Below are 20,753 nucleotides of genomic sequence, written 5' to 3' on the forward strand. Positions count from 1 at the left end.
GTTTATACCGGCATGCTCATAATGTCCTTATAGGCGGACAGGAGTTTGTTGCGGACCTGAAGTGTCGCCTCGAAGCTGACCGACGCCTGCTGCTTGGCCAGCATGACGGCAGCGATATCGGTAGTCTCGCCACGCTCGAACGCGGAAGCCGCCGCGCCCGCCTGGCTCTGCAAGCCGTTGACCTGTTGCAAGGCAGAGTTGAGCGCCTCGGTGAAGCCGCCGGGCTTGGTGCCCTCGGCCCCGCCCACACCCGCGCCGCCACCGACCGTCCCGGTCTGGGCGACGTCGCGCAGGGCGGCGTTCTTCTGAAGGATGGCGTTGCGTATCGCCATCACGCTGTCAGTCGGGGAAATGCCGGTCATGCCCTACCTCCCTCAAGCCGCTGCAAGTTCGCGCATCTCGGCAAGCCGATAGCGCAGGGTGCGTTCTGAAATGCCGAGTTTGCGGGCGGCGGCGGCGCGGTGGCCGTCCGTTTCACGAAGCGCGGCGCGGACCGCCTCCAGTTTCGACTGGTGAGCAACGTCGCGCAAGCGGACCGGCTCGGCCGGGGCAGGCGCGCCCACGACACGCAGCTGCGGCGCGCTGGCGATGTGCAGGTCTTCGTCCTCGATCCGGTCACCTTCACGCAGCACGATAGCGCGCTGAAGCACATTGCCCAGCTCACGGGCGTTGCCGGGCCAGACATGGGCGGCGAGCTTTTCCAGCGCGGCGGCGGTCGGCCAGACGAAATCCTGATGGCGCAGCAGCATGGCGGCGGCGATGGCGGTCACGTCGCCAGCGCGCTCGGCCAGCGGGCGCAGTTCCAGCGGCATGACGTGGAGGCGCCAGTAAAGATCTTCGCGGAAACGCCCGGCGGCGACTTCGGCGGCGAGGTCGCGGTTGCAGGCGGCGATGATGCGGACGTTGACCGGCACCGGATGGGTTGCACCGACCGGCAAGACTTCACCTTCCTGCAACGCGCGGAGCAGCTTCGCCTGAAGCGGCAGCGGCAGTTCGGCGATTTCGTCAAGGAACAGCGTGCCGCCGTCCGCCGCGAGAAACAGGCCGTCCGAAGCGTTTGCCGCGCCGGTGAAACTGCCCTTCTTATGACCGAACAGCATCGCTTCCATCATGGTTTCAGGAAGCGCGGCGCAGTTGACTGCGATGAAGTCGTGGGAAATGCGACCCGACTGCGCATGAAGAAAGCGCGCCATGCCTTCTTTGCCCGTGCCGGTGTCGCCCTGGATCAGGACGGTGGCGTCGCTGCGGGCAACCCGGCCAGCCAGCGTCATCAGGCGGCTGCTGGCGGCGTCGCCTACTGCCGGGACGCTCGCGGGGCGGGCCAGCTCGGCGATCAGGGCAAAGGCGAAGGCCATGTCTTCAAGGCCGAAAGCCACGCGGGCGGGCAGGCCGTTGGCGGCAGGCACCAGCGAAGGCGCGCCGTCGATCATGTTGATCAGGATGTCGCGATGGGTGGCATGGCCGATCTCGGTCGCCAGAAGGACGCGGCGGTCCTCCCGCTCACGCGGGCTCTGCGCATCGACGATGCGTACCATGTAAAAGGCATTTTCCAGCCAATGTTGCAGGCCCGGAACGAGGGCGCAGACACCTCGGCTGACGTCTAACGATGCCATGAAAGTCCCCAATCATTTTGGCCGGATTGTGCCCCCGCACGTTCCAACCCCCCTTCGATGCTCTGACAAATGCCCTTCGCATGGTTATCATCTGGTTAATGCGGCAATAACCTTGCCGGTCGGCGGCAATTTTCTTCCGCTTTCCCGCCGCACGAAGTCGGCTTCTATTGGACGCGCGCGCGTGAAAGCCTTGATTTCCGGGCTTTTTAAACTTTTCTCAAAAAAATCGCGCTCAGGCCTAAAAGCTTTTTCCGCGCCGCCGTTATCCCCTTTCGAGGCCGCAAGCAGCCTGATGGCAGCGACCTGATAGGACATAGAAAGGGAATATCATGACTGTTATCGGAACCAACTCTTCTGCTCTGCGCGCCGCCAACGCTTCGGCTCTCGCTGGCAAGTCGCTGAGCACCGCCATGGAGCGTCTGTCGAGCGGCAAGCGCATCAACAGCGCCAAGGACGACGCAGCGGGCCTCGCGATCGCTTCGCAGATGACCTCGCAGATCAAGGGCATGACCCAGGGCATCCGCAACGCCAATGACGGCATTTCGCTCGCTCAGACGGCGGAAGGCGCTCTCGGCGAAGTCGCCAACATGCTGCAGCGTATCCGCGAACTGGCCGTCCAGTCGAAGTCGGAAACCTACTCGGCAACCGACCGCACCAACCTGAACGCTGAAGCGACCGCGCTGACGACTCAGATCACCAGCGTCCTCGCCACGACCGAATTCAACGGCGTCCGCATCTTCAACAGCGCAGCTGGCGCAACCTACACCGCTAAGGCCGGCGACGTGGACATCCAGGCCGGCGCCAATTCCGGCGACGTCGTGAACATCGCCTTCTCGGCGCTGACCAACCTTGCTTCTTCGGACGTCAGCACGACGACCGGCGCCGCCACGGCCCTGACCGACGTCGACACCATGCTGAAGGATGTGGCGACGACCCGCGCTTCGCTCGGTGCTGCTCAGAACCAGCTGGAATCGACGGTCAACGGTCTGACCAACAACATCACCAACCTGTCTGACGCCAAGAGCCGCATCGAAGACGCCGACTTCTCGGCCGAAACGACCGCGCTCGCCAAGGCGCAGATCCTGAACCAGGCTTCGACCGCGATGCTCGCCCAGGCGAACCAGAGCCAGCAGAACGTCCTGAAGCTGATCCAGTAATCTGGAATAGCTGAACTGAATTGACCGGCTGGGGTATTGGTCACCTTACAGTCAGTCACGGGAACCCGGCACATCAACAGTCCCCACCGCGCCGGGCAACCAACCTTCGATCGAACGGCCAGCATATCGAAGCCTCCGTCCCCCCGGGCGGAGGCTTCACCGCATTTTGGCCTGCCAAGGCTTGCAATGTGCGGCCATGCGCCCATCATTACGGCCATGATGAAGATTGACCGGCGCGCAATGATCGCCGCCTCAGGCGCCACCCTTCTCCTGCCCGGATCGGCCCTGGCCCAGCAGGGTCGCGGGCGCTTTTCATGGGAAATGGTGATCGCCCGCGCCCAGCGGCTCTCGCGGCAGCCTTATAGGGAAACGCCTCATCATCCCGGCGCCCGCAAGGTCGACTATGATGCCCTCTACAAGGCGCGCTTCCGCGAAGACCGGACCATCTGGGGCAACCTACCCGGCGACACCGGAGTGCAACTTTTCCCGTTGAGCGCCTCGGCCGAACAGCCAGTGGAAATCGAGCTGGTGGAAAATGGCCGCGCCGTCCCGCTGCGTTATGATCCGACGATGTTCGACGCCCCCGCCGACAATGCGGTGCAACAGCTGGGGCCGGACGCTGGTTATGCCGGGTTCCGCGTCATGAATGCGGCGCGCAATGGCGACTGGCTGTCCTTCCTCGGGGCCAGCTATTTCCGCTCCCCCGGCGCCACGAAGCAGTTCGGCCTGTCCGCCCGCGCGATCGCGATCAACACCAGCATTCAGGGCAAGGAGGAGTTCCCTCGCTTCACCCATTTCTGGCTGGAGCGCACAGGCCGCAGCAGCATCACTATCTACGCCCTGCTCGATGGCGCTTCCATCACGGGGGCCTATCGCTTCGTAAGCGAGCTGACCCCGCAGGGCGTGCGGCAGGATGTGGACACCGCCCTGTTCCCCCGCCGCGCGATTGCCGAACTGGGGCTGATGCCGATGACGAGCATGTTCTGGTATGATCAGGCAAGCCGCGCGTCCCGCACCGATTGGCGGCCGGAAATCCATGATTCCGACCTGCTCGCGATCGGCAGCGCTGATGGGACGACCCATGCGCGTCCGCTCATCAATCCGTCCGCTCCGCGCGTCGATGCCTTTGCCGAACGCAATCCTCAGGGCTTCGGCCTGATGCAGCGGGATCGGAACTTCGACCATTATCAGGATGACGGCGTGTTTTACGAGCGCCGTCCCTCGCTATGGGCAGCTTCGCGCAAACCATTGGGTGCCGGGCAGGTGCGGCTCTACGAATTTCCCACCACCAGCGAATATGTCGATAATGTCTGCGCCTATTGGACCCCTGCGGCGGCCGTGCGCGGGGGCGGCAGGATCGACGCCAGTTACCGGCTGGACTGGTCGTCCGCGGGTGGGCCGGCAAAGAGCGGCGCGGTGCTCGCCACTATCTGGACCGGACAGGCTAATGAAGCGGGCGTCGACCGCCTGATCCTCGACTTTTCCGGCGTTGCGCAAGATGCGCGTCCGGATATCTGGGTCGATACGGCAGGCGCTGCATTGGTCAGGAAGGGCGGCTATCCCGTCCTGCATCAGCCCGGCCTTTTCCGCGTCGCCCTCGATCTACGGCGGGATGGCGGCAAAGCGGCCGATATCCGGGTTCAGCTTCGCTCCGGCAATACCGCGCTCAGCGAATATGTGCATTATCCGCTAGGCGCTTGAAGAAACCGGCGGAGACCGGGCGCGTTGCGTCCGTTACGATGACAGAACGGAAACACAAGATGGCGATCAGTGGCGGACAGACGAGCGGCGAAGCGGCGCAAGCCGTTGCGCGCGGGTTCGAGCATGTGCCCGCCGAGATGCCCCTCGCCATGCCGGAACAGGATTTCCGGGAGCATCCGCGCGACTTCCCCCATCGGCCGCTGAATATCGACCAATGGGCGCGGCGCATGCTGGTCGTGCTGCTGGCTTTGCTTCCCGCCTCCATTGCGGCTCATGAGATGCGGCGGTCGATTGGTCTGGACGGCATTTCGCTATGGGAAGGCGTCTATCTCGCGCTCTTCATTCCCCTGTTCGCGTGGATCGCCTTCGGCTTTGCGACCAGCCTCATCGGCTTCCTCACGCTTACCTTGGGCAAAGGTCCGGGCGCCCACCCCCATCGCGCGCTGTTCGCTAGTCCGATCCGGGGCCGCACGGCCGTGCTTCTACCCGTCTGTAATGAGGATTTCCTGGGCGTCATGGGCCGCCTGTCGTTCATGGAACGCTCGCTGGCGCAGGTCATGGGTCATGAACGCTTCGAATTCTTCATCCTGAGCGATTCCAACCCGACCAATGGCGAAATAGAGCGCCAGGCCTATCTGGAAATGCGCAAGGGCTTCTCGCGCCCCGTCCATTATCGCCGACGCGCGCTCAATATCGGGCGCAAGCCGGGCAATATCGCCGAATGGGTGCAGCGTTTCGGTGGCGGTTACGACTATATGATCGTCCTGGATGCCGACAGCGTCATGAGCGGCCAGACCATGGCCCGGCTCGCGCTCGACATGGAACGGCACCCGCATGTCGGCCTCATACAGACAGTGCCGACGCTCGTAGGCGCGACGACCTTCTTCGCACGCTGGCAGCAGTTCGCCAGCCGCTTGTTCGGCCCCATCTCGGCAGCGGGCATGATCTGGTGGGCAGGCTCGGAAGGCATGTTCTGGGGGCACAACGCCATCCTCCGAACCAAGGCGTTCGCGCAAAGCTGCGGCCTGCCCGAACTCCCCGGACGCGCCCCCTTCGGCGGGCACATCATGAGCCATGACATGATAGAGGCCGCGCTGCTGCGTCGGCGCGGCTGGGACGTTCACATGGTCATGGCGGACGACAGTTTCGAGGAATTTCCCCCTTCCCTGCCCGACCTAGCCACCCGCGACCGGCGCTGGTGCCAGGGCAATATTCAGCATGTGCCGCTCATCCCCAGGATCAGGGGACTCCATCTGGTCAGCCGCTTCCAGTTGCTGGTTGGCGCATCGGCCTATTGCACGTCACCGCTCTGGCTCGCGCTGATGCTGGTGGTGCTGGGCGGCGCGCTGGCTGGCGTCTGGCCGCCCAGCGCCATCCTGCCATCGGGCGGCCTTCTGGCGCTGACGGCGGTGCTGCTGTTCGGTCCGAAGCTGCTGGCTATGGGATGGGCGATGGCCGACCCCGCCCGCCGCATCGGCTTTGGCGGAGCGGCGCGTATGAGCCGTGGGGTCATCGCCGACATCGCGCTTTCAATCCTGATGGCGCCCGTCAGCATGTTGACCCAGACGATCAACCTGTTTGGCATATTGATGGGCCGGAAAAGCAGCTGGAGCGGCCAAATCCGCGACCGCGACGGCATGTCAATCACCAGCGCCATCTGGCTGTTCAAATATCATATCATGCTAGGCGGCTTGCTGACCGTGCTGGCGATCAGGGGCGGAACATCGGTTGGATGGATCATGCCGGTGGTCGCGGGCCTGGTGCTTGCTCCGGTTCTTGCTGCCGTCACCGCCCGCAAGGATCTGGGGCAGAAGGCAGAACGCAGCGGTCTGTTCCAGGTGGCAGAGCCATGGTGGCGGGCACAAAGCTATCGTCCACCGCACTATCCCGAGCAGGTTCGCGGGGCGGCTCCGCTTCAGCAGGCGGTCGCGAACGATCGGTGATGAACACCGTCATGCCAGTGGAAGCTGGCATCTCAGGCGAGAGCAAGCGACATAGCCTCACGAGATCCCAGCTTTCGCTGGGATGACGCATATGTCAGTCCCACTCGCGTAATTTCTCGCGCAGCTTATCCAATGCAGCCTTCTTGATCTGGCACACCCGCGCCGCGCCGATATCCAGCGCCTGGCCGATTTCCTCCAGGTTCAATTCCTCGACAAAATACAGCTGCAACACCAGCGCCTCACGCTGCGGCAGTTCGCCGATGCACCCGGCGAGCGCAGCCTTGAGCGACTCCCGCTCCATGACGTCATCGGCGCGATCTTCCACGTCCGCAAACCACATGGACTGGTCGGAATAAACCTCATCCATGCTTGTGTGCTGCACCATCTCGCAGCTGTCGGCGAGTTCGCGATAGGCGGCCGCCTCCATACCCATCTCGCTCGCCATTTCGGCTTCGAGGGGCGCGCGACGCAACTGCTGCTCCAGCCTGTTGCGCACCGCGGCAAGCTGCTTACGGTTCGCCATCGCCGACCGGGCAATCGTTGCACCACGGCGCAAATGATCGATCATCGCCCCCCGCACGCGCATCTGCGCATAGGAGGCGAAGCCAAAGCCGCGATCCTCAAAACCATTGGCGGCCTCAACCAACGCGACCATGCCGATCTGGAGCAGATCCTCGACCTCGACCGCGCTCGACACCCGGCCATGCACATGCCAGGCAATCTTGCGCACCAGCGGCATGTAGCGGCGGGCAAGCTGTTCAGGGCTATTGTTCGACCGGCCGTAAGTATTGGCATCGGAACCGGCGACGACCTTCTTCATGAACATGGGTCAGGCTCCTTTAGGCCACGCGTTCGCGAACAGGCGCTGGATCGTGGCGCGGCGCGGGCCGCTGTTCACCACCGACAACGGCGACGACCTCCACGCCCTTGCCATCGGGAATTTCCAGGAAGGACAGCACCGGCGTTTCGGGCAGATGCGGCTTGAACAGGCGGGCGAGCGCACGGCGCGCCACCGGCGACGTCACAATGGCAAAGTTCCGCGCCTGCCCCATGATCGGCCGCGCCGCCTGCACCACCGCTTCGATGATGCGGTTGGCGAGCGCGGGTTCGATCGGATGCTTGGCATCGCCAGCAACACGCATCGCTTGGGCAAGCAGTGCTTCCAGATCGCCGTCCAGCGTGATGACGGGGAGCGGCATCTTCACCGGCACGAGACCCTGAATAATAAGCGCGCCGATACGTTGGCGGACAGCCTCGACCAGCTGCTCATGGCTCATGTCGGGCCGTGCGGCATCGACCATCGCCTCGCAAATCCGGCGGAAGTCCTTGAGCGCGATGCCTTCGGACAGCAGCGCACGGCACAGCGCGGATATCTGCGTAAGGCTGAGCGTGCCGGGGGTCAGGCCATCGACCAGTTGCGGCGCGGCGTCCTTCAGATTGTCGAGCAACTTGCGCGCTTCGTCCAGACCGAACATTTCGCTCGCGTTCATGGCGATCAGCTGGTTGAGGTGCGTCGCGACGACCGTCGGCGGATCGACAACCGTATAGCCGCAGACCACCGCTTCGCTGCGCTTGGCGGCCGAAATCCACACGGCGTCCAGCCCGAAGGTCGGGTCCTTTGCCTCACGCCCGGACACCACGCCTTCCAGCGCGCCACTGTCGAGCGCCAGCAGATCCTCGGGGAAAATCTCGTCCTCGCCCACGACTACGCCAGCGATGGTGATGCGATATTGGTTGGGTTCCAGCGCCAGATTGTCCTTCACACGGACCATCGGCACGACGAAGCCCAGCTCCTTGGACAACTGGCGGCGGATGCCGGTGATGCGGGCCATCAGCGGCGCGCCCTTGCGCTCATCGACCAGCGAAATGAGGCCATAGCCGATCTCTAGGCCCAGGATCGCGCCGTCCGACACGTCGTTCCATTCGATGAGCGCAGGGTTAGCCGGTTCCGGCATCGGCGCAGGCTCGGCGGCCTTGGCCTTCGACGTCTTGCGCAGGTGCCAGGCGATATAGCCCGCAAGTGCTGCGGCGGGCAGGATAATCATGTGCGGCATACCGGGCAGGATGCCGAGGAAGGTCAGGATCGCGGCGACCGGCGCCCAGGCCTTGCTCGATCCGAACTGGCCCGTGATCTGGTCCGAAAGCTCCTGCTCGCTGCCGACGCGGGTCACGATGGCGGCGGCGGCGATGGAGAGCAGCAGCGCGGGAACCTGCGCCACCAGCGCGTCGCCGATGGCGAGGACGATATAGGTCTGCGCCGCCTCACCCATCGACAGGCCGTGGCTGACCACGCCCAGGATGATGCCGCCGACGATGTTGATGGCAAGGATCAGGATGCCCGCAACCGCGTCACCCTTTACGAACTTCGACGCACCGTCCATCGAACCGTAGAAGTCGGCTTCGGTAGCCACTTCGCGGCGGCGGACCTTGGCTTCCTCAGGCGTCAGCAAACCGGCGTTGAGGTCGGCGTCGATCGCCATCTGCTTGCCCGGCAAGGCGTCCAGGGTGAAGCGCGCGCTGACTTCCGACACGCGGCCCGCGCCCTTGGTGATGACGACGAGGTTGATGATCATCAGGATCGCAAAGACGAAGATGCCGACGACATAATCGCCGCCGATCAGGAAATGACCGAAGGCCTCGATGACATGCCCCGCCGCGTCCGATCCCTCATGGCCCTGCACCAGCACGACACGCGTCGATGCGACGTTCAGCGCCAGCCGCAGCAAGGTCGCGAACAGCAGCACCGTGGGAAAGCTCGAAAAATCCAGCGGCTTGGCGGCATTCAACGCCACCATCAGCACCGCCAGCGAAATCATGATGTTGGTGATGAAACCAACGTCCAGCATGAACGCGGGCACCGGCACCATCATGAACAGCACGACCATCAGCGTCGCGATGGGCAGCACGGCCCCCTTGGCGGCGCTCATCCAGATCTTCGCTTTGACTTGGGCGGGAGTCATATCGGGCCGTTACCTTCCGAGGGTGGCAAGCATGAGATAGGCGAGACGCGCGGTTTCCGGCTGCGGCTTGATGCTGACATCGGCCGCAGTGGCGAGGCGCTGGGTTTCGATCCGCACATAGTCGGCGGGCTGCACCGTCTTCGCGCCTTCGGGCAGTGAAGCGGCGGCATATTGGATGGGTCCGGTGTTGATCGCATCGACGCCGCGCTGGAGCTTCGACGCAAAGCGGTCGCGAATTTCGGCAAAGCTGCGGGGACTGCCCGACCGATCGTAGAAGATGGAACGGTTCGCCCGCGCAGCAGCCGGGAACATCGACGCGGCGGTCGCGCCCGGCGCGCGGTCGTGAACGGACAGGAACTTACTCGCGCCACCGACGCCGAGGAAATGGGCGAGGTAAAGATCGACCGGCTCTGCCTCGCGGCCAAGCCGCTGTTCCAGATAGGCCTTGTTGTCGGCGGCATGCTGCGCCGCCATGACGGAGGCGGTTTCGGGATGGTTGCGCAGGTCGAGTATCTGCTGGCGCATGTCCGGATCGGCGACATAATAGCGGCCATTCTGGCCCCGACTGATCATGTCTGCGGCCCAGCCGAGCCCATATTCGCTGCCATGCTTGTCGATGACGGCAAGCCAGCTCTGATCGACGAATTGATAAAGCCCCCGCGCCGAAGAAGTGCTCGCGCGCGCCGTGGGATTAAGGCTGCTCTCGATCTTGGCCTGGCCCAGCAGATAGGCGAAGTCCACGCCCGTCCTGCGGCTCGCCATAGCGATCGCGTTCGTCACGCGATTGCCGTTCGAAGCGCCTGTCGCTGATATGTCTGCAAAAGCCGACAAATGAAAAATCCCCGTTGGTACCGGGGACCATTAGAGCAAGGGTTATGCCAAGATTTGGTTAACGCGCGCTCCATAAATATTGATGGCGCGTTCAGCATGCATGAAAAAAGGCGCCTCTGGGGCGCCCTCGTTTCCAACATCAAAACTGTACAACCGTTCGGGCTGAGCTTGTCGAAGCCCTTTCCTTCTTCAAGAAGTAGAGCTCTTCGACAGGCTCAGGGCGAACGGAAATAAGTGTAGCTCGTTACCGCCCGTAAACCAACGGAGCCTGCGTCGACCCATGCGCCGCCAGCAAAGACAGACGCTGTCCGGCATGATCGGTCAGCACATTGATTCGCACCCGCGCCGCTTCGATCAGGGGAAGCAGTGCCGTCACCCTCTCACGAATCGCGTCATCCGCGCGCCATGCGCCGATCGCGCGCACTGCGGCGGCGCTCTTGCTTACATGAGATGCGGCGGCATCGATCGCCGCCACGTCGGTGCCATCAAGCGCCGCGCGCAACTCCTCAAAAGCGGAGAAGAGGTCATCCAGCGCTGCAAGCCCAAGCGGCACCGGCGATCTTACCCGTTAACCGGCAGGTCGAGCGCGAGCATCTTGTCGGCGATCGCAGCCGCATCGACCGGATAATTGCCCGACGCGATGGCCGCCTTGATCGCCGCCACTCGGTCCATATCGACCGGCGCGCCTTCAGCCGCCATGCGGGCAGCGGGGCTTGCGGATGCCGAGAAAGAAGACACGCCTACCGCTCCCTTGTCGGAAGCGCTGCGCGCCTTGCCGCTGTCCCGCAAGCGGGAAGCCTCTATGGCGGCGCTCATATTCTGGCCGACAGATTTGATCATGGCTAACTATCCTTCACTCGTCCCGCCCTATCTATAACGGCCGGGTTCAAAAATCATTAAATCCCGGAATGCGCACAGTGCCCATTTCCACGACTTGCGCCAGAACGGGCGCTGCTTTCTTGTCCTCGCGCACGCGGATGGTGTCGCCCACGGCGCCATCTTCATCCGCGATCATCACGCGCGAGACGCTGAAACTCGCATTGCCAGCGATCAGCTGGACGGGGTCGCCGCGCTTGACCACCATGTCGCGCTGCGCCGGGCGAGCAGGTGCACCATAGCGGGCGACCGGCGTCACAGCACCAGCCCCACCACCGCTCAGCGGCACACGTATGCGCCAGCCAAGGGCGTCGCACTTGACGATCGCCGCGCCGAAAGTCGGCCCTTCGACGCTGGGCGTCACCGGACAAGCCGCCAGCCGCAGCCGCCGATCGACCGGCGCGACAGGGCCGCCTGGCTCACCGATATTGGCGCCGACGGTCATCGCGACCAGCCCGTCAAGGCGATCGAGATTCTCGAATTTCTGCTGGGCCAGCGCAGGCGGAGCAGCCGCTGCGGCCAGCACCATGGCGGCAATGAAGGGCAGCTTGTTCACAGCATATCTCCGGATGCAGGCAGATTCATGCCACGCATTAAGCATCCGACATGGCTAACAAGTCGTTAACGCCGCACGGCAGCTTCACCGATGCGGATCACCTGCCCCTTGCCCGTGCCGCCATCCATCTGATCAAGGCCCCTGATGCGCAGCCGATCGTCGGCCAGCCCCTGCGCCTTCAACTCGCGCGCCACGGCGCCCAGTCGTGCCGCAGCCAGATCCCATGGATCGAACCGCCGCCGCGCTGGATCGGTGCCCAAACTGCTGATGTCGATCCTGCCCGTTCCTCGCCGCAAGCCAGCGCCAACCCTGGCGAGCGCCGCCCTGCCCCGATCGGACAACAAAGCCTCGTCCGGCAGGAACAGCTCCGCCGCGCGCAATTCCATATCCTTGGCAATCGCGCGCCCGCCAAATTGCTGACGCACCTGCGCCAGCATGGCATCGCGCTTCTGCCCGCTCGCCTGAAGCAAGATGAAGAAGCCGAGCAGCAACAACAACAGATCGGCGAAACTCACCGCCCACCGATTGCGCCGGGCTTGCGATGCGGCAGCGGTCATCACGCAACCTCGCGGATGGACGCCCGCAGCGTCGTCACATTTTCGCGCCGGGCGATGGCGACCATGCGGGTGACCGCTTCCTTCTGCCATGCCAACTCACGCTCCGACAGGTCGGCAAGACGGCTCGCTATGGGAGCGGCAATGACATTGGCAATCACCACGCCATATAGCGTCGTCAGCAGCGCCAGCGCCATGGACGGACCCAGCGCGGCCGGGTCATCCATCGCCGCGAACATGCCGATCAGGCCCAATATCGTGCCCGCCATGCCCAATGCAGGCGCGGCATCGGCGATCGACAGCCATACGTTGCGCGCACCGCCATGACGGCGCGCCCGGTCGGCCAGCGCCTGCGCCGCCCAAATCTCGAACTGCTCGGTCTTTTCGCTGTTGGCGAGGCGGCGCGCCGCTTCGGCAAGGAAAGGATTGGCCGTCTTCACCCGATCGGTGCAGGCAAGGCCGCGCAGCTGCGCAACCTGATCGATCTTCAGCAGCGCCGCGCGCGCTGTTGCCTGATCCTTGTCCGGATCGGCGCGCAGCAGCGGCACCAATGCCGCGAACCCTCGCCCAATCGCCGGGCCGCCATTCTGAAACAGCGCCACCGCGCCCACGCCCGCAATCATGATGATCAGCGTCAGGGGATCGAAGAGTTGCGCCAAAATCCCGAACATCAACCAATCCCCCATTCACCCGGATCACCTGCGGCAAAGCCTTGCCAGAGACCGGCAAAATCTTGCCGCCCCTGCCGCCGCCTTCACCCGAACCCAAGGATTTCCGCCATTTCAGCGCATGCCGATGCGTCACCCACGCAAATTGGCACGGCTCTTGCTAATACCCGTTCGGATCACCCGCGGTTCACGCCTTCAGGCTTCAGAACGGCGGATGACCCGCAACTTTTAGGCCCCTCGGGGCAAAAAGACGGAAAGACGGAAATGTCGCTGGAAGACGGACTGTTCGGGATACATGGAAAGGCGCTGGCGCTTCGCTCGCAACGCCTGTCCCTGCTCGCGTCCAACATCGCGAACGCCTCGACCCCCGGGTACAAGGCGCGCGACATCGATTTCGAGTCAGCGCTGAAGGAAGCGACGACGCGCCAGCAGGGCAGCTCGATCGCTGACGTCAGCAAGGCCGTGGACGACAGCATGGGCTATCGCGTCCCGCTTCAGCCCAGCCTCGACGGCAACACTGTCGAACTCAGCACGGAACAGACGCTGTTCGCTGAAAACGCCGTCAAATATCGCACGACCCTCTCCTTCCTTGAGGGCCGCATCAACACCGTCACTCGCGCCCTGAAGGGAGAATGAGCATGAGCGGCTCTGGCCCCATGAACGTCTTCGACATCGCCGGCCGCGCCATGAGCGCGCAGCTGGTCCGCCTGAACGCGACCGCCTCCAACATGGCGAACGCGGGCAACGTAACCGGCAGCGAGGCGTCCGCCTATCGCGCCATCAAGCCCGTTTTCGAATCGGTCACCGACAAGCCCGGCGTGTCCACGGTGAAGGTCGCCAGCGTCCTTACCACCGACGCCAAGCCCACCAAGCGCCACGATCCCAATCACCCGCTCGCCGACAAGAATGGCGATGTCTGGGAATCGGCCGTGGATAGCAGCGCGGAGCTCGTCGACATGATCGAAACCGCCCGCATGTATCAGAACAATGTGCAGGTGCTGAACACCGCCAAGTCGCTGATGCTCGAAACCATAAGGATCGGCAAATGAGCACGACCTCGACCGTCACCGACAGCGCGGGCCTTACCGCCTATAATCCGTACAAGAATGTCGGCACCGGCAAGGCGGAAATGGGCCAGGCGGATTTCCTGCGCCTCCTCACCGCACAGATGCAGACGCAGGACCCGTTCGCGCCGATGGATAACGCGCAAATGGTGGCCCAGATGGCAACCATCACCAACTCCAGCGGCATCGCGGAAATGAACCAGACGCTGAAAGGCCTCGCCTCCCAGCTGACCGGTTCGCGCCTAGGCGACGCAGCCAGCTGGATCGGCAAGTCGATGCTGGTGCAAAGCAACATCGTCGCGCCCGACGCCTATGGCCAATATACCGGCCAAGTGACGTTCGCGGACGCCACCAGCGGCGCCAGCGTCGATCTGATGGACGGCAACGGCAATGTCCTGAAGACCATCGACCTCGGCAACCGATCCGCAGGCGACGTCAACTTCTACTGGGACGGCAAGGACGAAGCCGGAAACAGGGTTGCCACCGACGCCCTCAAGATTCGCGTGAATGGCGCTTCGCCGTCGCGTGTCGCCAGCTGGGCCACCATCGCCGCCGTTCAGTCACCCGCTGACGGCAGCGCATCAAAACTCATCACCGCATTGGGCAGCTACAGCCCCTCGGACGCCATTTCACTCTCCTAACCTCACCCCCAAAATCCTTTTCACCCAAGGAGCAACGCCATGTCCTTCTACATCTCGCTTTCCGGCCTGAAGGCCGCACAGACCGATCTGGCCACCATCGCCAACAATGTGTCGAACGTGAACTCCACCGCCTTCAAGAAGAGCAAGGCCGTGTTCGGCGACATCTTCGCCGCCGCGCCGATGCAGACCACGACGCAGGTCGCTGGCCAGGGTGCGCGCGTGCAGGGCATCACCCAGCAGTTCACGCAGGGCACGATCGAAGGCACCGACAAGACGCTGGACCTCGCCATCACCGGCGAAGGCTTCTTCACCGTCAAGCGCACCGGCGACAGCCAGGTCAGCTTCACGCGTAACGGCGCCCTGTCCCTGACCGAAGACCGCTACGTGGTAGATACCACGGGCGCACGCGTTCAGGTCATCCCCGTCGATCCCACGACTGGCCAGCCCAGCGCGGCCATCGCAGCCGGCCTTGCCGCTGGCACCCTGACTTCAGCCGACCTCGCCGACCTTCAGGTTCCCACCAACTGGCCCGCTGGCGGCACCGGTAATCAGCTGAACAGCGTCGGCGTGGGCAAGGACGGGCAAATCTCCGGCGTCTATGCCGATGGTTCCACCGTCTATCTCGGCACCACCGCGATGGCGGCTTTCAACAGCCAGGACGGCCTGCGCCAGCAGGGCGATGCGCACTGGACATCAACTTCGGCCAGCGGCGCGCCGCGCTTCGGCACCGGCAACAGCGGCCTTTATGGGTCGGTTCGCTCGGGCGCCCTCGAACGCGCCAACGTGGACATCACGGAAGAACTGGTCGCCCTGATCTCGGCCCAGCGCAACTTCCAGGCGAACTCGAAGGCGATCGAAGCGGCCAACACGCTGTCGACCACCATCGTCAACATGCGCACCTAAAACCTAAACCGTCATTCCCGCGGAGGCGGGAAACCATCTCCAGGCGTAGCACCAAGCGCCGCGTTCAGGAGATGGATCCCCGCCTCCGCGGGGATGACGGCATCAAAGCTGATCTCGCTAGAAACAGGATTCACCCATGGACCGGCTCGTCAACACGGCACTCACCGCAATGCGCGGCGCGATGGCGCGGCAGGCGTCGATCTCCAACAATCTCGCGAACGTCAACACGGTTGGCTTCCGCGCGGAGATCGCCAATGCAGAGACGCGCTGGATCAAGGGCGATGGTTTCGAAACGCGGGCGCAGGCGTCCGAACAGGTGATCGCGTCCGACATGGCGCAGGGCGCGGTCGTCGAAACCGGCAATCCGCTGGACGTGGCCATGAACGGCGATGCATTGCTCGCCGTTCAGGCTGCGGACGGCAGCGAAGCCTATACGCGCCGCGGCGACCTTAAACTCTCCGACAGCGGCCTCCTCACGACCGGCGACGGCCTTCCCGTCCTGGGCGAAGGCGGCCCCATCACCCTGCCGCAGATGGACAGCGTCTCCATCTCGCAGGATGGCAGCATCTGGGGCGTGCCGCAGGGCGGGGACCCGGCAAACCCGCAGCGCGTCGATGGATTGAAGCTCGTCCGCGCAGTCGGCTCCAGCATCGCCAAGGGCACGGACGGCCTTTTCCGCGAAACCAATGGCGGCGTCCTGCCGACCGATCCGCTGGCGACCGTCACCGGCGGTTCGATCGAAGGCTCCAACGTCAACGCGACTTCAGCACTGGTCGACATGATCGAAGCAAGCCGCGCCTGGGAAACCCAGGTGAAGCTGATCAACACCGCCAAGGAACTGGATGATGGCGGCGCGTCGCTCATGCGGCTTGATGGTTAATTTGGCACGAACCTTGCTTTTCGTGACAAAGACTGACTTCGCAAGGAACTTCAGACGATGACCAACGCAGCCCTTCACGTCGCCCGCACCGGCCTCGACGCGCAGAACACGAAGATGCGCGTGATCGCCAACAACCTGGCGAACGTCAACACGACCGCCTTCAAGCGCGACCGCGCCGATTTCGAAACGCTCGCCTACCAGCAGATGGTGGCCGCAGGCGCCAATTCGGACAGCGAAAACAAATTCGCCACCGGCCTGAACCTCGGCTCCGGTGTCGCGATGCAGGGCACCAGCAAAATCAACACGCAGGGCACGTTGCAGCAGACCGGCAACGCGCTCGACATGGCGATCGAAGGCTCCGGCTTCTTCCAGGTCCAGCGCCCGGACGGCACCACCGCCTATACCCGCGCGGGCAATTTCAGCACCACGGCGGAAGGCGCGATCGTCACCAGCGACGGCCTGCCCCTCATCCCGCAGATCACCGTGCCCCAAGGCGCGACCGGCATCACCATCGGCAATGACGGCACCGTCACCGCGACGCTTCAGGGCCAGACCGAACCGACCCAGCTTGGTCAGGTCGAACTCGCCAGCTTCATGAACCCTGCGGGCCTTCAGCCCATCGGCGGCAACCTGCTCACCGAAAGCGCTGCCAGCGGCACGCCGCAGGTCGGCGTTGCTGGCCTCGACGGCCGCGGCATGATCCGCTCGGGCAACCTCGAAACCTCGAACGTCAATGTGGTCGAGGAACTGGTCGACATGATCGAAACGCAGCGCGCCTATGAGGTGAACAGCAAGATGATCAAGGCGACGGACGAAATGCTCCAGTACGTCAATCAGCAGCTGTGAGCGGACTTATGACTTCCCCCCACACACCGTTCGCCCTGAGCTTGTCGAGGGGCTTCACTTCTTCAAAAAGAAAGGGAAGGGCTTCGACATTCGAACGAGACAAGCGGCTCGTTCGAACAGCCCGAACGGCTGTTTTATTCCTCACGGCAACCGCCCTTGCCACCACCCCGGCAATGGCCGGCAAAAAGCGCGATGCCGAGCGGCAATTTTTTGCCCCCACCATCGTTGCCGCCCCTGCCGCCCCGGTGGCCAACGGCTCGATCTTTCAGGCATCGATGGGCTACACCCCGCTCACCAGCGGCGCGCGGGCGCAAAGCGTCGGCGACATCATCACCATCGTGCTGGTCGAACGCACGCAGGCGACCAAGACCAATTCGGCCGACACCAGCCGCAGCGGCAGCATCGGCCTGACGCCGCCCAGCACCGGCCCCCTCTCCAAGCTCTTCTCCGCCAGCGACATCGCGGCAAGCGGCGATCAGGGCTTCACCGGCAAGGGCAACGCGACCCAGTCAAACGCTCTGAACGGCGAAATCACCGTGACGATCGCTGCGGTCTATCCCAACGGCACGATGCTGGTGAAGGGTGAAAAGGCGCTGACGCTCAATCGTGGCGACGAGTTCATCCAGATCAGCGGCCTCGTCCGTCAGGCGGACATCACCCCGGACAACCGCATCGCGTCCACGCGCGTGGCCGACGCCAAGATCATCTACACCGGCAAGGGCGAGATTGCCCGCGCCAGCCGTCAGGGCTGGCTGCAACGCTTCTTCTCGATGATCAGCCCCTTCTGATGGAGACCGGCAGAGCCATGACCCGCCTGTTCCAATATCTTCTGATCGCGACCGGCTTGGCCCTCGCCAGTCTGGTGACCGTTCCGGCTCATGCCGAACGCATCAAGGATCTCGGCACGTTCCAGGGCGTCCGCCCCAACCAGCTGACCGGCTACGGCATCGTCGTGGGCCTCGCTGGCACTGGCGACGACAGCCTCGATTATGCGACGCAGGGCGTGAAGGGCATGGTCTCGCGCTTCGGCCTGACGCTGCCGCAGGGCATCAACCCCTCGCTCAAAAACGCAGCCGCCGTGCTGGTGACCGCAGACCTTCCCGCCTTCGCCAAGCCCGGCCAGCGTCTCGACGTCACCGTCTCCGCGCTGGGCAAGGCCAAGTCGCTACGCGGCGGCACGCTCATCATGACGCCCCTGCGCGGCGCGGATAACGAAATCTACGCCATGTCGCAGGGCAACCTCGCGGTCGGCGGTCTTGGCGTATCCGGCGCGGACGGCAGCCAGGTCTCCGTCAACATCCCCTCGGCTGGCCGCATTCCGGGCGGCGCGACGGTGGAGCGCGCGGTCGCCACCGGCTTCGATACTGCGCCCACCCTCACCTTCAACCTCGCGGAAGCCGACCTCACCACAGCATTGCGCGTGGCGGACGGCATCAACCGCACCTTTGGCGACAACCGCGCCCGTGCCACCGACGCGGTTTCGGTGAACATCGACGCCGCGCCCGGCGCGACCGACCGCATCATGATGATGGGCATGATCGAGAATATCGAGGTCAAGCCCGCCGACGCGCCTGCCAAGGTCATCGTCAACGCCCGCACCGGAACCGTCGTCATCAACGGCGCGGTCAGGATCCATCCGGCCGCCGTCGCGCATGGCAAATTGACCGTCAGCGTCAACGAAAGCCCGCGCATCGTCCAGCCCGCGCCCTTCTCGCAAGGGCGCACCGCGATGGAGCCTTCCAGCTCGATTTCGATCGATCAGGAAAAGAAACCGATGATTAATTTTAAAGGTGGAGCATCGCTGGCCGATATAGTGAAGGCGGTGAATGCCATTGGAGCGTCTCCCGCAGACATGGTCGCGATCCTCGAAGCCTTGAAGCAGGCAGGCGCGATGAAGGCTGAACTGGTGGTGTTGTGATGCAGATAAACGCGATTTCCACAGGGGTTCAGCCCGCCGCGTCGCCCGAAAAGGCGCAGCTGGAGAAGACCGCCAAGCAGTTCGAGGCCATCTTCCTGCGCCAGATGATCGGCACCATGCGCCAGTCTGGCGGCGGCGAAGGCATCTTCGATTCCAGCGCGACCGAACAGTTTCGCGACATGTCCGACGCGCGCACCGCCGACACGATGGCGGAGAAGGGCGCACTCGGCATCGCCGAAATGCTGCTGCGCCAATATGAAAGCCGCACGCCTGCCGCGCCCATACAGGCTAAAGGCGAATGAGCGACCTCTTCATCATCGGCGCTTCGGGCACCAAGGCCTACCGCCAGGCGATGGCCGCGATCTCGGAAAATATCGCGAACGCCAGTACCGAAGGCTATTCGCGCCGTTCGCTGACGACCGTCGAGTCCGGCTCGTCCACGGCAACGATGGCGACCTACATCGCCCGCGCCAATTTCGGCGGCACCGAAGTATCGGGCGTCGCCCGCGCGGCCGATCCCTATCTGGATGCCGCCGTCCGCTCCAGCGGCATGGCGCTTAGCAGTTCTACGGCGCGGCTGCGCTGGATGACCGATCTGGAAGGCGCGCTCAACGACACGGATACCGGCATCGGCAAGCTGATGACGGGCATGTTCCAGAATATCGACAAGCTCGCCGCCAGCCCCAGCGACCGATCGCTGCGCGTCACCACGCTCGACAGCATCAATCGCGTCGCTGAAGCATTTCAGCGCACCTCGGCCGACCTCTCGCAGGTATCCAGCGGCATCGCCACCGAAGCGACAGCGTCTGTCGAAACCATCAACCGCTCGCTGTCGCAACTGGCTGGCATCAACAACAGTCTGCTTCGCGCGCAGCCCGGCACATCGGCCTATGCGCAGCTGCTGGACGGCCGCGACGCGGCGCTGAACACATTGTCGGCCAATCTCAATGTCGACATCAGCTTCGGCGCGCATGACGTGGCGACGATCAACTATAATGGCACGACGATCGTGCAGGGCGACAATGCGACCGCGCTGGCGCTAACAGTCAATGCCAATGGCACGCTGGCGCTCGCCACCGCCGGCGGCACGGCTTTGCCCGCACCCTCCAACGGGACGCTCGGCGGCCTCTTTTCCTCGGCCTCCACAACGGCGCAGCGCCGCACCAGCCTGGACACGCTGGCGCAGCAGTTCGTGACGGACGTGAACAACTGGCACGCGCAGGGCCGTACTGACGCGAACGTGGCGGGCGCAGCGCTCCTCTCCGGCACGACAGCGGCGAGCGTCACCGCGCTCATAACCGATCCCGCCGCGCTGGCGACCAAATCCACGGACGGAAGGCTCAACGGCAACTTGCTGGACGCGGGCACCGTCCTGCGCGGCAATGGCAGCGTCGAACAGGGGTGGACGTCGATCATCGCGACGCAGGCGAATTTGCTCGCCTCCATCAAGGCCGAACAGACAACCGCTCAGGGCCGCAGTGATCAGGCGATCGCCGCGCGCGAAGCCGTCAGCGGCGTCGATCTCGACATGGAAGCGGCCGAACTGCTCCGGTTGCAGCAGGCCTATTCCGGCTCGGCGAAAATCCTTCAGATCGCGAAGGAAACCGTCGACGCCATTCTGCAGATCATTTGAAAGGGCTGA

At 63.9% G+C, this 20,753-nt stretch carries 24 protein-coding genes; 13 read left to right on the forward strand and 11 right to left on the reverse strand.

The features are described 5' to 3' along the window. Positions 1–2: 2 nt before the first annotated feature. The 3 genes from fliE to ACWNC0_RS18885 all read right to left on the reverse strand — a co-directional run bounded on the left by fliE (position 3) and on the right by ACWNC0_RS18885 (position 1,928). Positions 3–362, reverse strand: a complete 360-nt coding sequence (gene fliE, locus ACWNC0_RS18875) for a flagellar hook-basal body complex protein FliE (RefSeq protein WP_449473838.1) — start codon at positions 360–362, stop codon at positions 3–5. A gap of 12 nt (positions 363–374) precedes the next feature. Next, on the reverse strand, positions 375–1,613 hold the full coding sequence (locus ACWNC0_RS18880; RefSeq protein ID WP_449473839.1) for a sigma 54-interacting transcriptional regulator: 1,239 nt from the start codon (positions 1,611–1,613) through the stop codon (positions 375–377). Positions 1,614–1,700: 87 nt separating this feature from the next. Next, positions 1,701–1,928, reverse strand: a complete 228-nt coding sequence (locus ACWNC0_RS18885; protein WP_449473841.1) for a hypothetical protein — start codon at positions 1,926–1,928, stop codon at positions 1,701–1,703. A 14-nt stretch (positions 1,929–1,942) separates the two neighbouring features. Here ACWNC0_RS18885 and ACWNC0_RS18890 point away from each other — a divergent pair, with 14 nt between their 5' ends. From ACWNC0_RS18890 to mdoH, 3 genes are all read left to right on the forward strand, one after another. Continuing rightward, positions 1,943–2,770 (forward strand): flagellin N-terminal helical domain-containing protein, encoded by an 828-nt coding sequence (locus tag ACWNC0_RS18890; RefSeq protein WP_449473842.1) that lies wholly within the window; start codon positions 1,943–1,945, stop codon positions 2,768–2,770. Positions 2,771–2,986: 216 nt separating this feature from the next. Further along, a complete protein-coding gene (locus tag ACWNC0_RS18895; RefSeq protein WP_449473844.1) occupies positions 2,987–4,471 on the forward strand; it encodes a glucan biosynthesis protein in 1,485 nt (494 codons plus the stop codon). A 59-nt stretch (positions 4,472–4,530) separates the two neighbouring features. Further along, complete coding sequence (gene mdoH, locus ACWNC0_RS18900) at positions 4,531–6,414, forward strand: glucans biosynthesis glucosyltransferase MdoH (RefSeq protein WP_449473845.1); 1,884 nt, start codon at positions 4,531–4,533, stop codon at positions 6,412–6,414. 94 nt (positions 6,415–6,508) lie between these two features. On the opposite strand, the gene ACWNC0_RS18905 is transcribed toward mdoH, so the two are convergent. The 8 genes from ACWNC0_RS18905 to ACWNC0_RS18940 all read right to left on the reverse strand — a co-directional run bounded on the left by ACWNC0_RS18905 (position 6,509) and on the right by ACWNC0_RS18940 (position 12,862). Continuing rightward, a complete protein-coding gene (locus ACWNC0_RS18905) occupies positions 6,509–7,240 on the reverse strand; it encodes a sigma-70 family RNA polymerase sigma factor (protein WP_449473846.1) in 732 nt (243 codons plus the stop codon). A gap of 13 nt (positions 7,241–7,253) precedes the next feature. Beyond that, on the reverse strand, positions 7,254–9,374 hold the full coding sequence (gene flhA, locus ACWNC0_RS18910; RefSeq protein WP_449473848.1) for a flagellar biosynthesis protein FlhA: 2,121 nt from the start codon (positions 9,372–9,374) through the stop codon (positions 7,254–7,256). A 9-nt stretch (positions 9,375–9,383) separates the two neighbouring features. Then, positions 9,384–10,205, reverse strand: coding sequence for a lytic transglycosylase domain-containing protein (locus tag ACWNC0_RS18915; RefSeq protein ID WP_449473849.1), 822 nt, complete (start codon positions 10,203–10,205; stop codon positions 9,384–9,386). A 244-nt stretch (positions 10,206–10,449) separates the two neighbouring features. Next, positions 10,450–10,758: a hypothetical protein gene (locus ACWNC0_RS18920; RefSeq protein ID WP_449473851.1), complete on the reverse strand. Its 309-nt coding sequence runs from the start codon at positions 10,756–10,758 to the stop codon at positions 10,450–10,452. An 8-nt stretch (positions 10,759–10,766) separates the two neighbouring features. Then, positions 10,767–11,045 carry a flagellar biosynthesis anti-sigma factor FlgM gene (gene flgM / locus ACWNC0_RS18925; protein ID WP_449473853.1) on the reverse strand — a complete coding sequence of 93 codons (279 nt, stop codon included), beginning with the start codon at positions 11,043–11,045 and terminating at the stop codon, positions 10,767–10,769. A gap of 46 nt (positions 11,046–11,091) precedes the next feature. Further along, a complete protein-coding gene (locus ACWNC0_RS18930) occupies positions 11,092–11,610 on the reverse strand; it encodes a flagella basal body P-ring formation protein FlgA (RefSeq protein WP_449474667.1) in 519 nt (172 codons plus the stop codon). 92 nt (positions 11,611–11,702) lie between these two features. Then, positions 11,703–12,194 carry a flagellar motor protein MotB gene (locus tag ACWNC0_RS18935; RefSeq protein ID WP_449473854.1) on the reverse strand — a complete coding sequence of 164 codons (492 nt, stop codon included), beginning with the start codon at positions 12,192–12,194 and terminating at the stop codon, positions 11,703–11,705. Then, a complete protein-coding gene (locus tag ACWNC0_RS18940; RefSeq protein ID WP_449473856.1) occupies positions 12,194–12,862 on the reverse strand; it encodes a MotA/TolQ/ExbB proton channel family protein in 669 nt (222 codons plus the stop codon). Before ACWNC0_RS18940 ends, ACWNC0_RS18935 begins: the two co-directional genes overlap by 1 nt. A 261-nt stretch (positions 12,863–13,123) precedes the next feature. On the opposite strand from ACWNC0_RS18940, the gene flgB reads away from it, so the two are divergent. The 10 genes from flgB to flgK all read left to right on the forward strand — a co-directional run bounded on the left by flgB (position 13,124) and on the right by flgK (position 20,744). Next, positions 13,124–13,495 carry a flagellar basal body rod protein FlgB gene (gene flgB, locus ACWNC0_RS18945; protein ID WP_449473858.1) on the forward strand — a complete coding sequence of 124 codons (372 nt, stop codon included), beginning with the start codon at positions 13,124–13,126 and terminating at the stop codon, positions 13,493–13,495. Positions 13,496–13,497: 2 nt separating this feature from the next. Continuing rightward, entirely contained in the window at positions 13,498–13,908 is a 411-nt protein-coding gene (gene flgC / locus ACWNC0_RS18950) for a flagellar basal body rod protein FlgC (protein WP_449473860.1), read from the forward strand. After that, positions 13,905–14,564: a flagellar hook assembly protein FlgD gene (locus tag ACWNC0_RS18955; RefSeq protein ID WP_449473862.1), complete on the forward strand. Its 660-nt coding sequence runs from the start codon at positions 13,905–13,907 to the stop codon at positions 14,562–14,564. The genes flgC and ACWNC0_RS18955 overlap by 4 nt, the downstream gene beginning before the upstream one ends. 39 nt (positions 14,565–14,603) lie before the next feature. Next, positions 14,604–15,467 (forward strand): flagellar hook-basal body complex protein, encoded by an 864-nt coding sequence (locus ACWNC0_RS18960; protein ID WP_449473864.1) that lies wholly within the window; start codon positions 14,604–14,606, stop codon positions 15,465–15,467. 136 nt (positions 15,468–15,603) lie between these two features. Further along, on the forward strand, positions 15,604–16,347 hold the full coding sequence (locus ACWNC0_RS18965; RefSeq protein ID WP_449473866.1) for a flagellar basal body rod protein FlgF: 744 nt from the start codon (positions 15,604–15,606) through the stop codon (positions 16,345–16,347). Between the two features lie 57 nt (positions 16,348–16,404). Next, positions 16,405–17,193, forward strand: a complete 789-nt coding sequence (flgG, locus tag ACWNC0_RS18970; protein ID WP_449473868.1) for a flagellar basal-body rod protein FlgG — start codon at positions 16,405–16,407, stop codon at positions 17,191–17,193. Between the two features lie 173 nt (positions 17,194–17,366). Continuing rightward, complete coding sequence (locus tag ACWNC0_RS18975; protein ID WP_449473869.1) at positions 17,367–17,981, forward strand: flagellar basal body L-ring protein FlgH; 615 nt, start codon at positions 17,367–17,369, stop codon at positions 17,979–17,981. After that, positions 17,981–19,111 (forward strand): flagellar basal body P-ring protein FlgI, encoded by a 1,131-nt coding sequence (locus ACWNC0_RS18980; protein ID WP_449473871.1) that lies wholly within the window; start codon positions 17,981–17,983, stop codon positions 19,109–19,111. The genes ACWNC0_RS18975 and ACWNC0_RS18980 overlap by 1 nt, the downstream gene beginning before the upstream one ends. Beyond that, positions 19,111–19,413: a rod-binding protein gene (locus tag ACWNC0_RS18985; protein WP_449473873.1), complete on the forward strand. Its 303-nt coding sequence runs from the start codon at positions 19,111–19,113 to the stop codon at positions 19,411–19,413. The genes ACWNC0_RS18980 and ACWNC0_RS18985 overlap by 1 nt, the downstream gene beginning before the upstream one ends. Continuing rightward, entirely contained in the window at positions 19,410–20,744 is a 1,335-nt protein-coding gene (gene flgK / locus ACWNC0_RS18990; protein ID WP_449473875.1) for a flagellar hook-associated protein FlgK, read from the forward strand. Before ACWNC0_RS18985 ends, flgK begins: the two co-directional genes overlap by 4 nt. Positions 20,745–20,753: the final 9 nt, after the last annotated feature.

Source organism: Sphingobium chungangianum (assembly GCF_977014255.1).

What these genes read in the sequence shown, in the direction of transcription:
- flgB (WP_449473858.1), top strand. Translation starts at nt 13,124, where the DNA reads ATGTCGCTGGAAGACGGACTGTTCGGGATACATGGAAAGGCGCTGGCG.
- ACWNC0_RS18885 (WP_449473841.1), bottom strand. Translation starts at nt 1,928, where the DNA reads ATGTCCTATCAGGTCGCTGCCATCAGGCTGCTTGCGGCCTCGAAAGGG.
- ACWNC0_RS18980 (WP_449473871.1), top strand. Translation starts at nt 17,981, where the DNA reads ATGGAGACCGGCAGAGCCATGACCCGCCTGTTCCAATATCTTCTGATC.
- ACWNC0_RS18890 (WP_449473842.1), top strand. Translation starts at nt 1,943, where the DNA reads ATGACTGTTATCGGAACCAACTCTTCTGCTCTGCGCGCCGCCAACGCT.
- ACWNC0_RS18960 (WP_449473864.1), top strand. Translation starts at nt 14,604, where the DNA reads ATGTCCTTCTACATCTCGCTTTCCGGCCTGAAGGCCGCACAGACCGAT.
- ACWNC0_RS18905 (WP_449473846.1), bottom strand. Translation starts at nt 7,240, where the DNA reads ATGTTCATGAAGAAGGTCGTCGCCGGTTCCGATGCCAATACTTACGGC.
- flgC (WP_449473860.1), top strand. Translation starts at nt 13,498, where the DNA reads ATGAGCGGCTCTGGCCCCATGAACGTCTTCGACATCGCCGGCCGCGCC.
- ACWNC0_RS18975 (WP_449473869.1), top strand. Translation starts at nt 17,367, where the DNA reads ATGGCCGGCAAAAAGCGCGATGCCGAGCGGCAATTTTTTGCCCCCACC.
- flhA (WP_449473848.1), bottom strand. Translation starts at nt 9,374, where the DNA reads ATGACTCCCGCCCAAGTCAAAGCGAAGATCTGGATGAGCGCCGCCAAG.
- mdoH (WP_449473845.1), top strand. Translation starts at nt 4,531, where the DNA reads ATGGCGATCAGTGGCGGACAGACGAGCGGCGAAGCGGCGCAAGCCGTT.
- ACWNC0_RS18955 (WP_449473862.1), top strand. Translation starts at nt 13,905, where the DNA reads ATGAGCACGACCTCGACCGTCACCGACAGCGCGGGCCTTACCGCCTAT.
- flgM (WP_449473853.1), bottom strand. Translation starts at nt 11,045, where the DNA reads ATGATCAAATCTGTCGGCCAGAATATGAGCGCCGCCATAGAGGCTTCC.
- ACWNC0_RS18940 (WP_449473856.1), bottom strand. Translation starts at nt 12,862, where the DNA reads ATGTTCGGGATTTTGGCGCAACTCTTCGATCCCCTGACGCTGATCATC.
- ACWNC0_RS18985 (WP_449473873.1), top strand. Translation starts at nt 19,111, where the DNA reads ATGCAGATAAACGCGATTTCCACAGGGGTTCAGCCCGCCGCGTCGCCC.
- ACWNC0_RS18930 (WP_449474667.1), bottom strand. Translation starts at nt 11,610, where the DNA reads ATGGTGCTGGCCGCAGCGGCTGCTCCGCCTGCGCTGGCCCAGCAGAAA.
- ACWNC0_RS18935 (WP_449473854.1), bottom strand. Translation starts at nt 12,194, where the DNA reads ATGACCGCTGCCGCATCGCAAGCCCGGCGCAATCGGTGGGCGGTGAGT.
- fliE (WP_449473838.1), bottom strand. Translation starts at nt 362, where the DNA reads ATGACCGGCATTTCCCCGACTGACAGCGTGATGGCGATACGCAACGCC.
- flgK (WP_449473875.1), top strand. Translation starts at nt 19,410, where the DNA reads ATGAGCGACCTCTTCATCATCGGCGCTTCGGGCACCAAGGCCTACCGC.
- ACWNC0_RS18895 (WP_449473844.1), top strand. Translation starts at nt 2,987, where the DNA reads ATGATGAAGATTGACCGGCGCGCAATGATCGCCGCCTCAGGCGCCACC.
- flgG (WP_449473868.1), top strand. Translation starts at nt 16,405, where the DNA reads ATGACCAACGCAGCCCTTCACGTCGCCCGCACCGGCCTCGACGCGCAG.
- ACWNC0_RS18965 (WP_449473866.1), top strand. Translation starts at nt 15,604, where the DNA reads ATGGACCGGCTCGTCAACACGGCACTCACCGCAATGCGCGGCGCGATG.
- ACWNC0_RS18880 (WP_449473839.1), bottom strand. Translation starts at nt 1,613, where the DNA reads ATGGCATCGTTAGACGTCAGCCGAGGTGTCTGCGCCCTCGTTCCGGGC.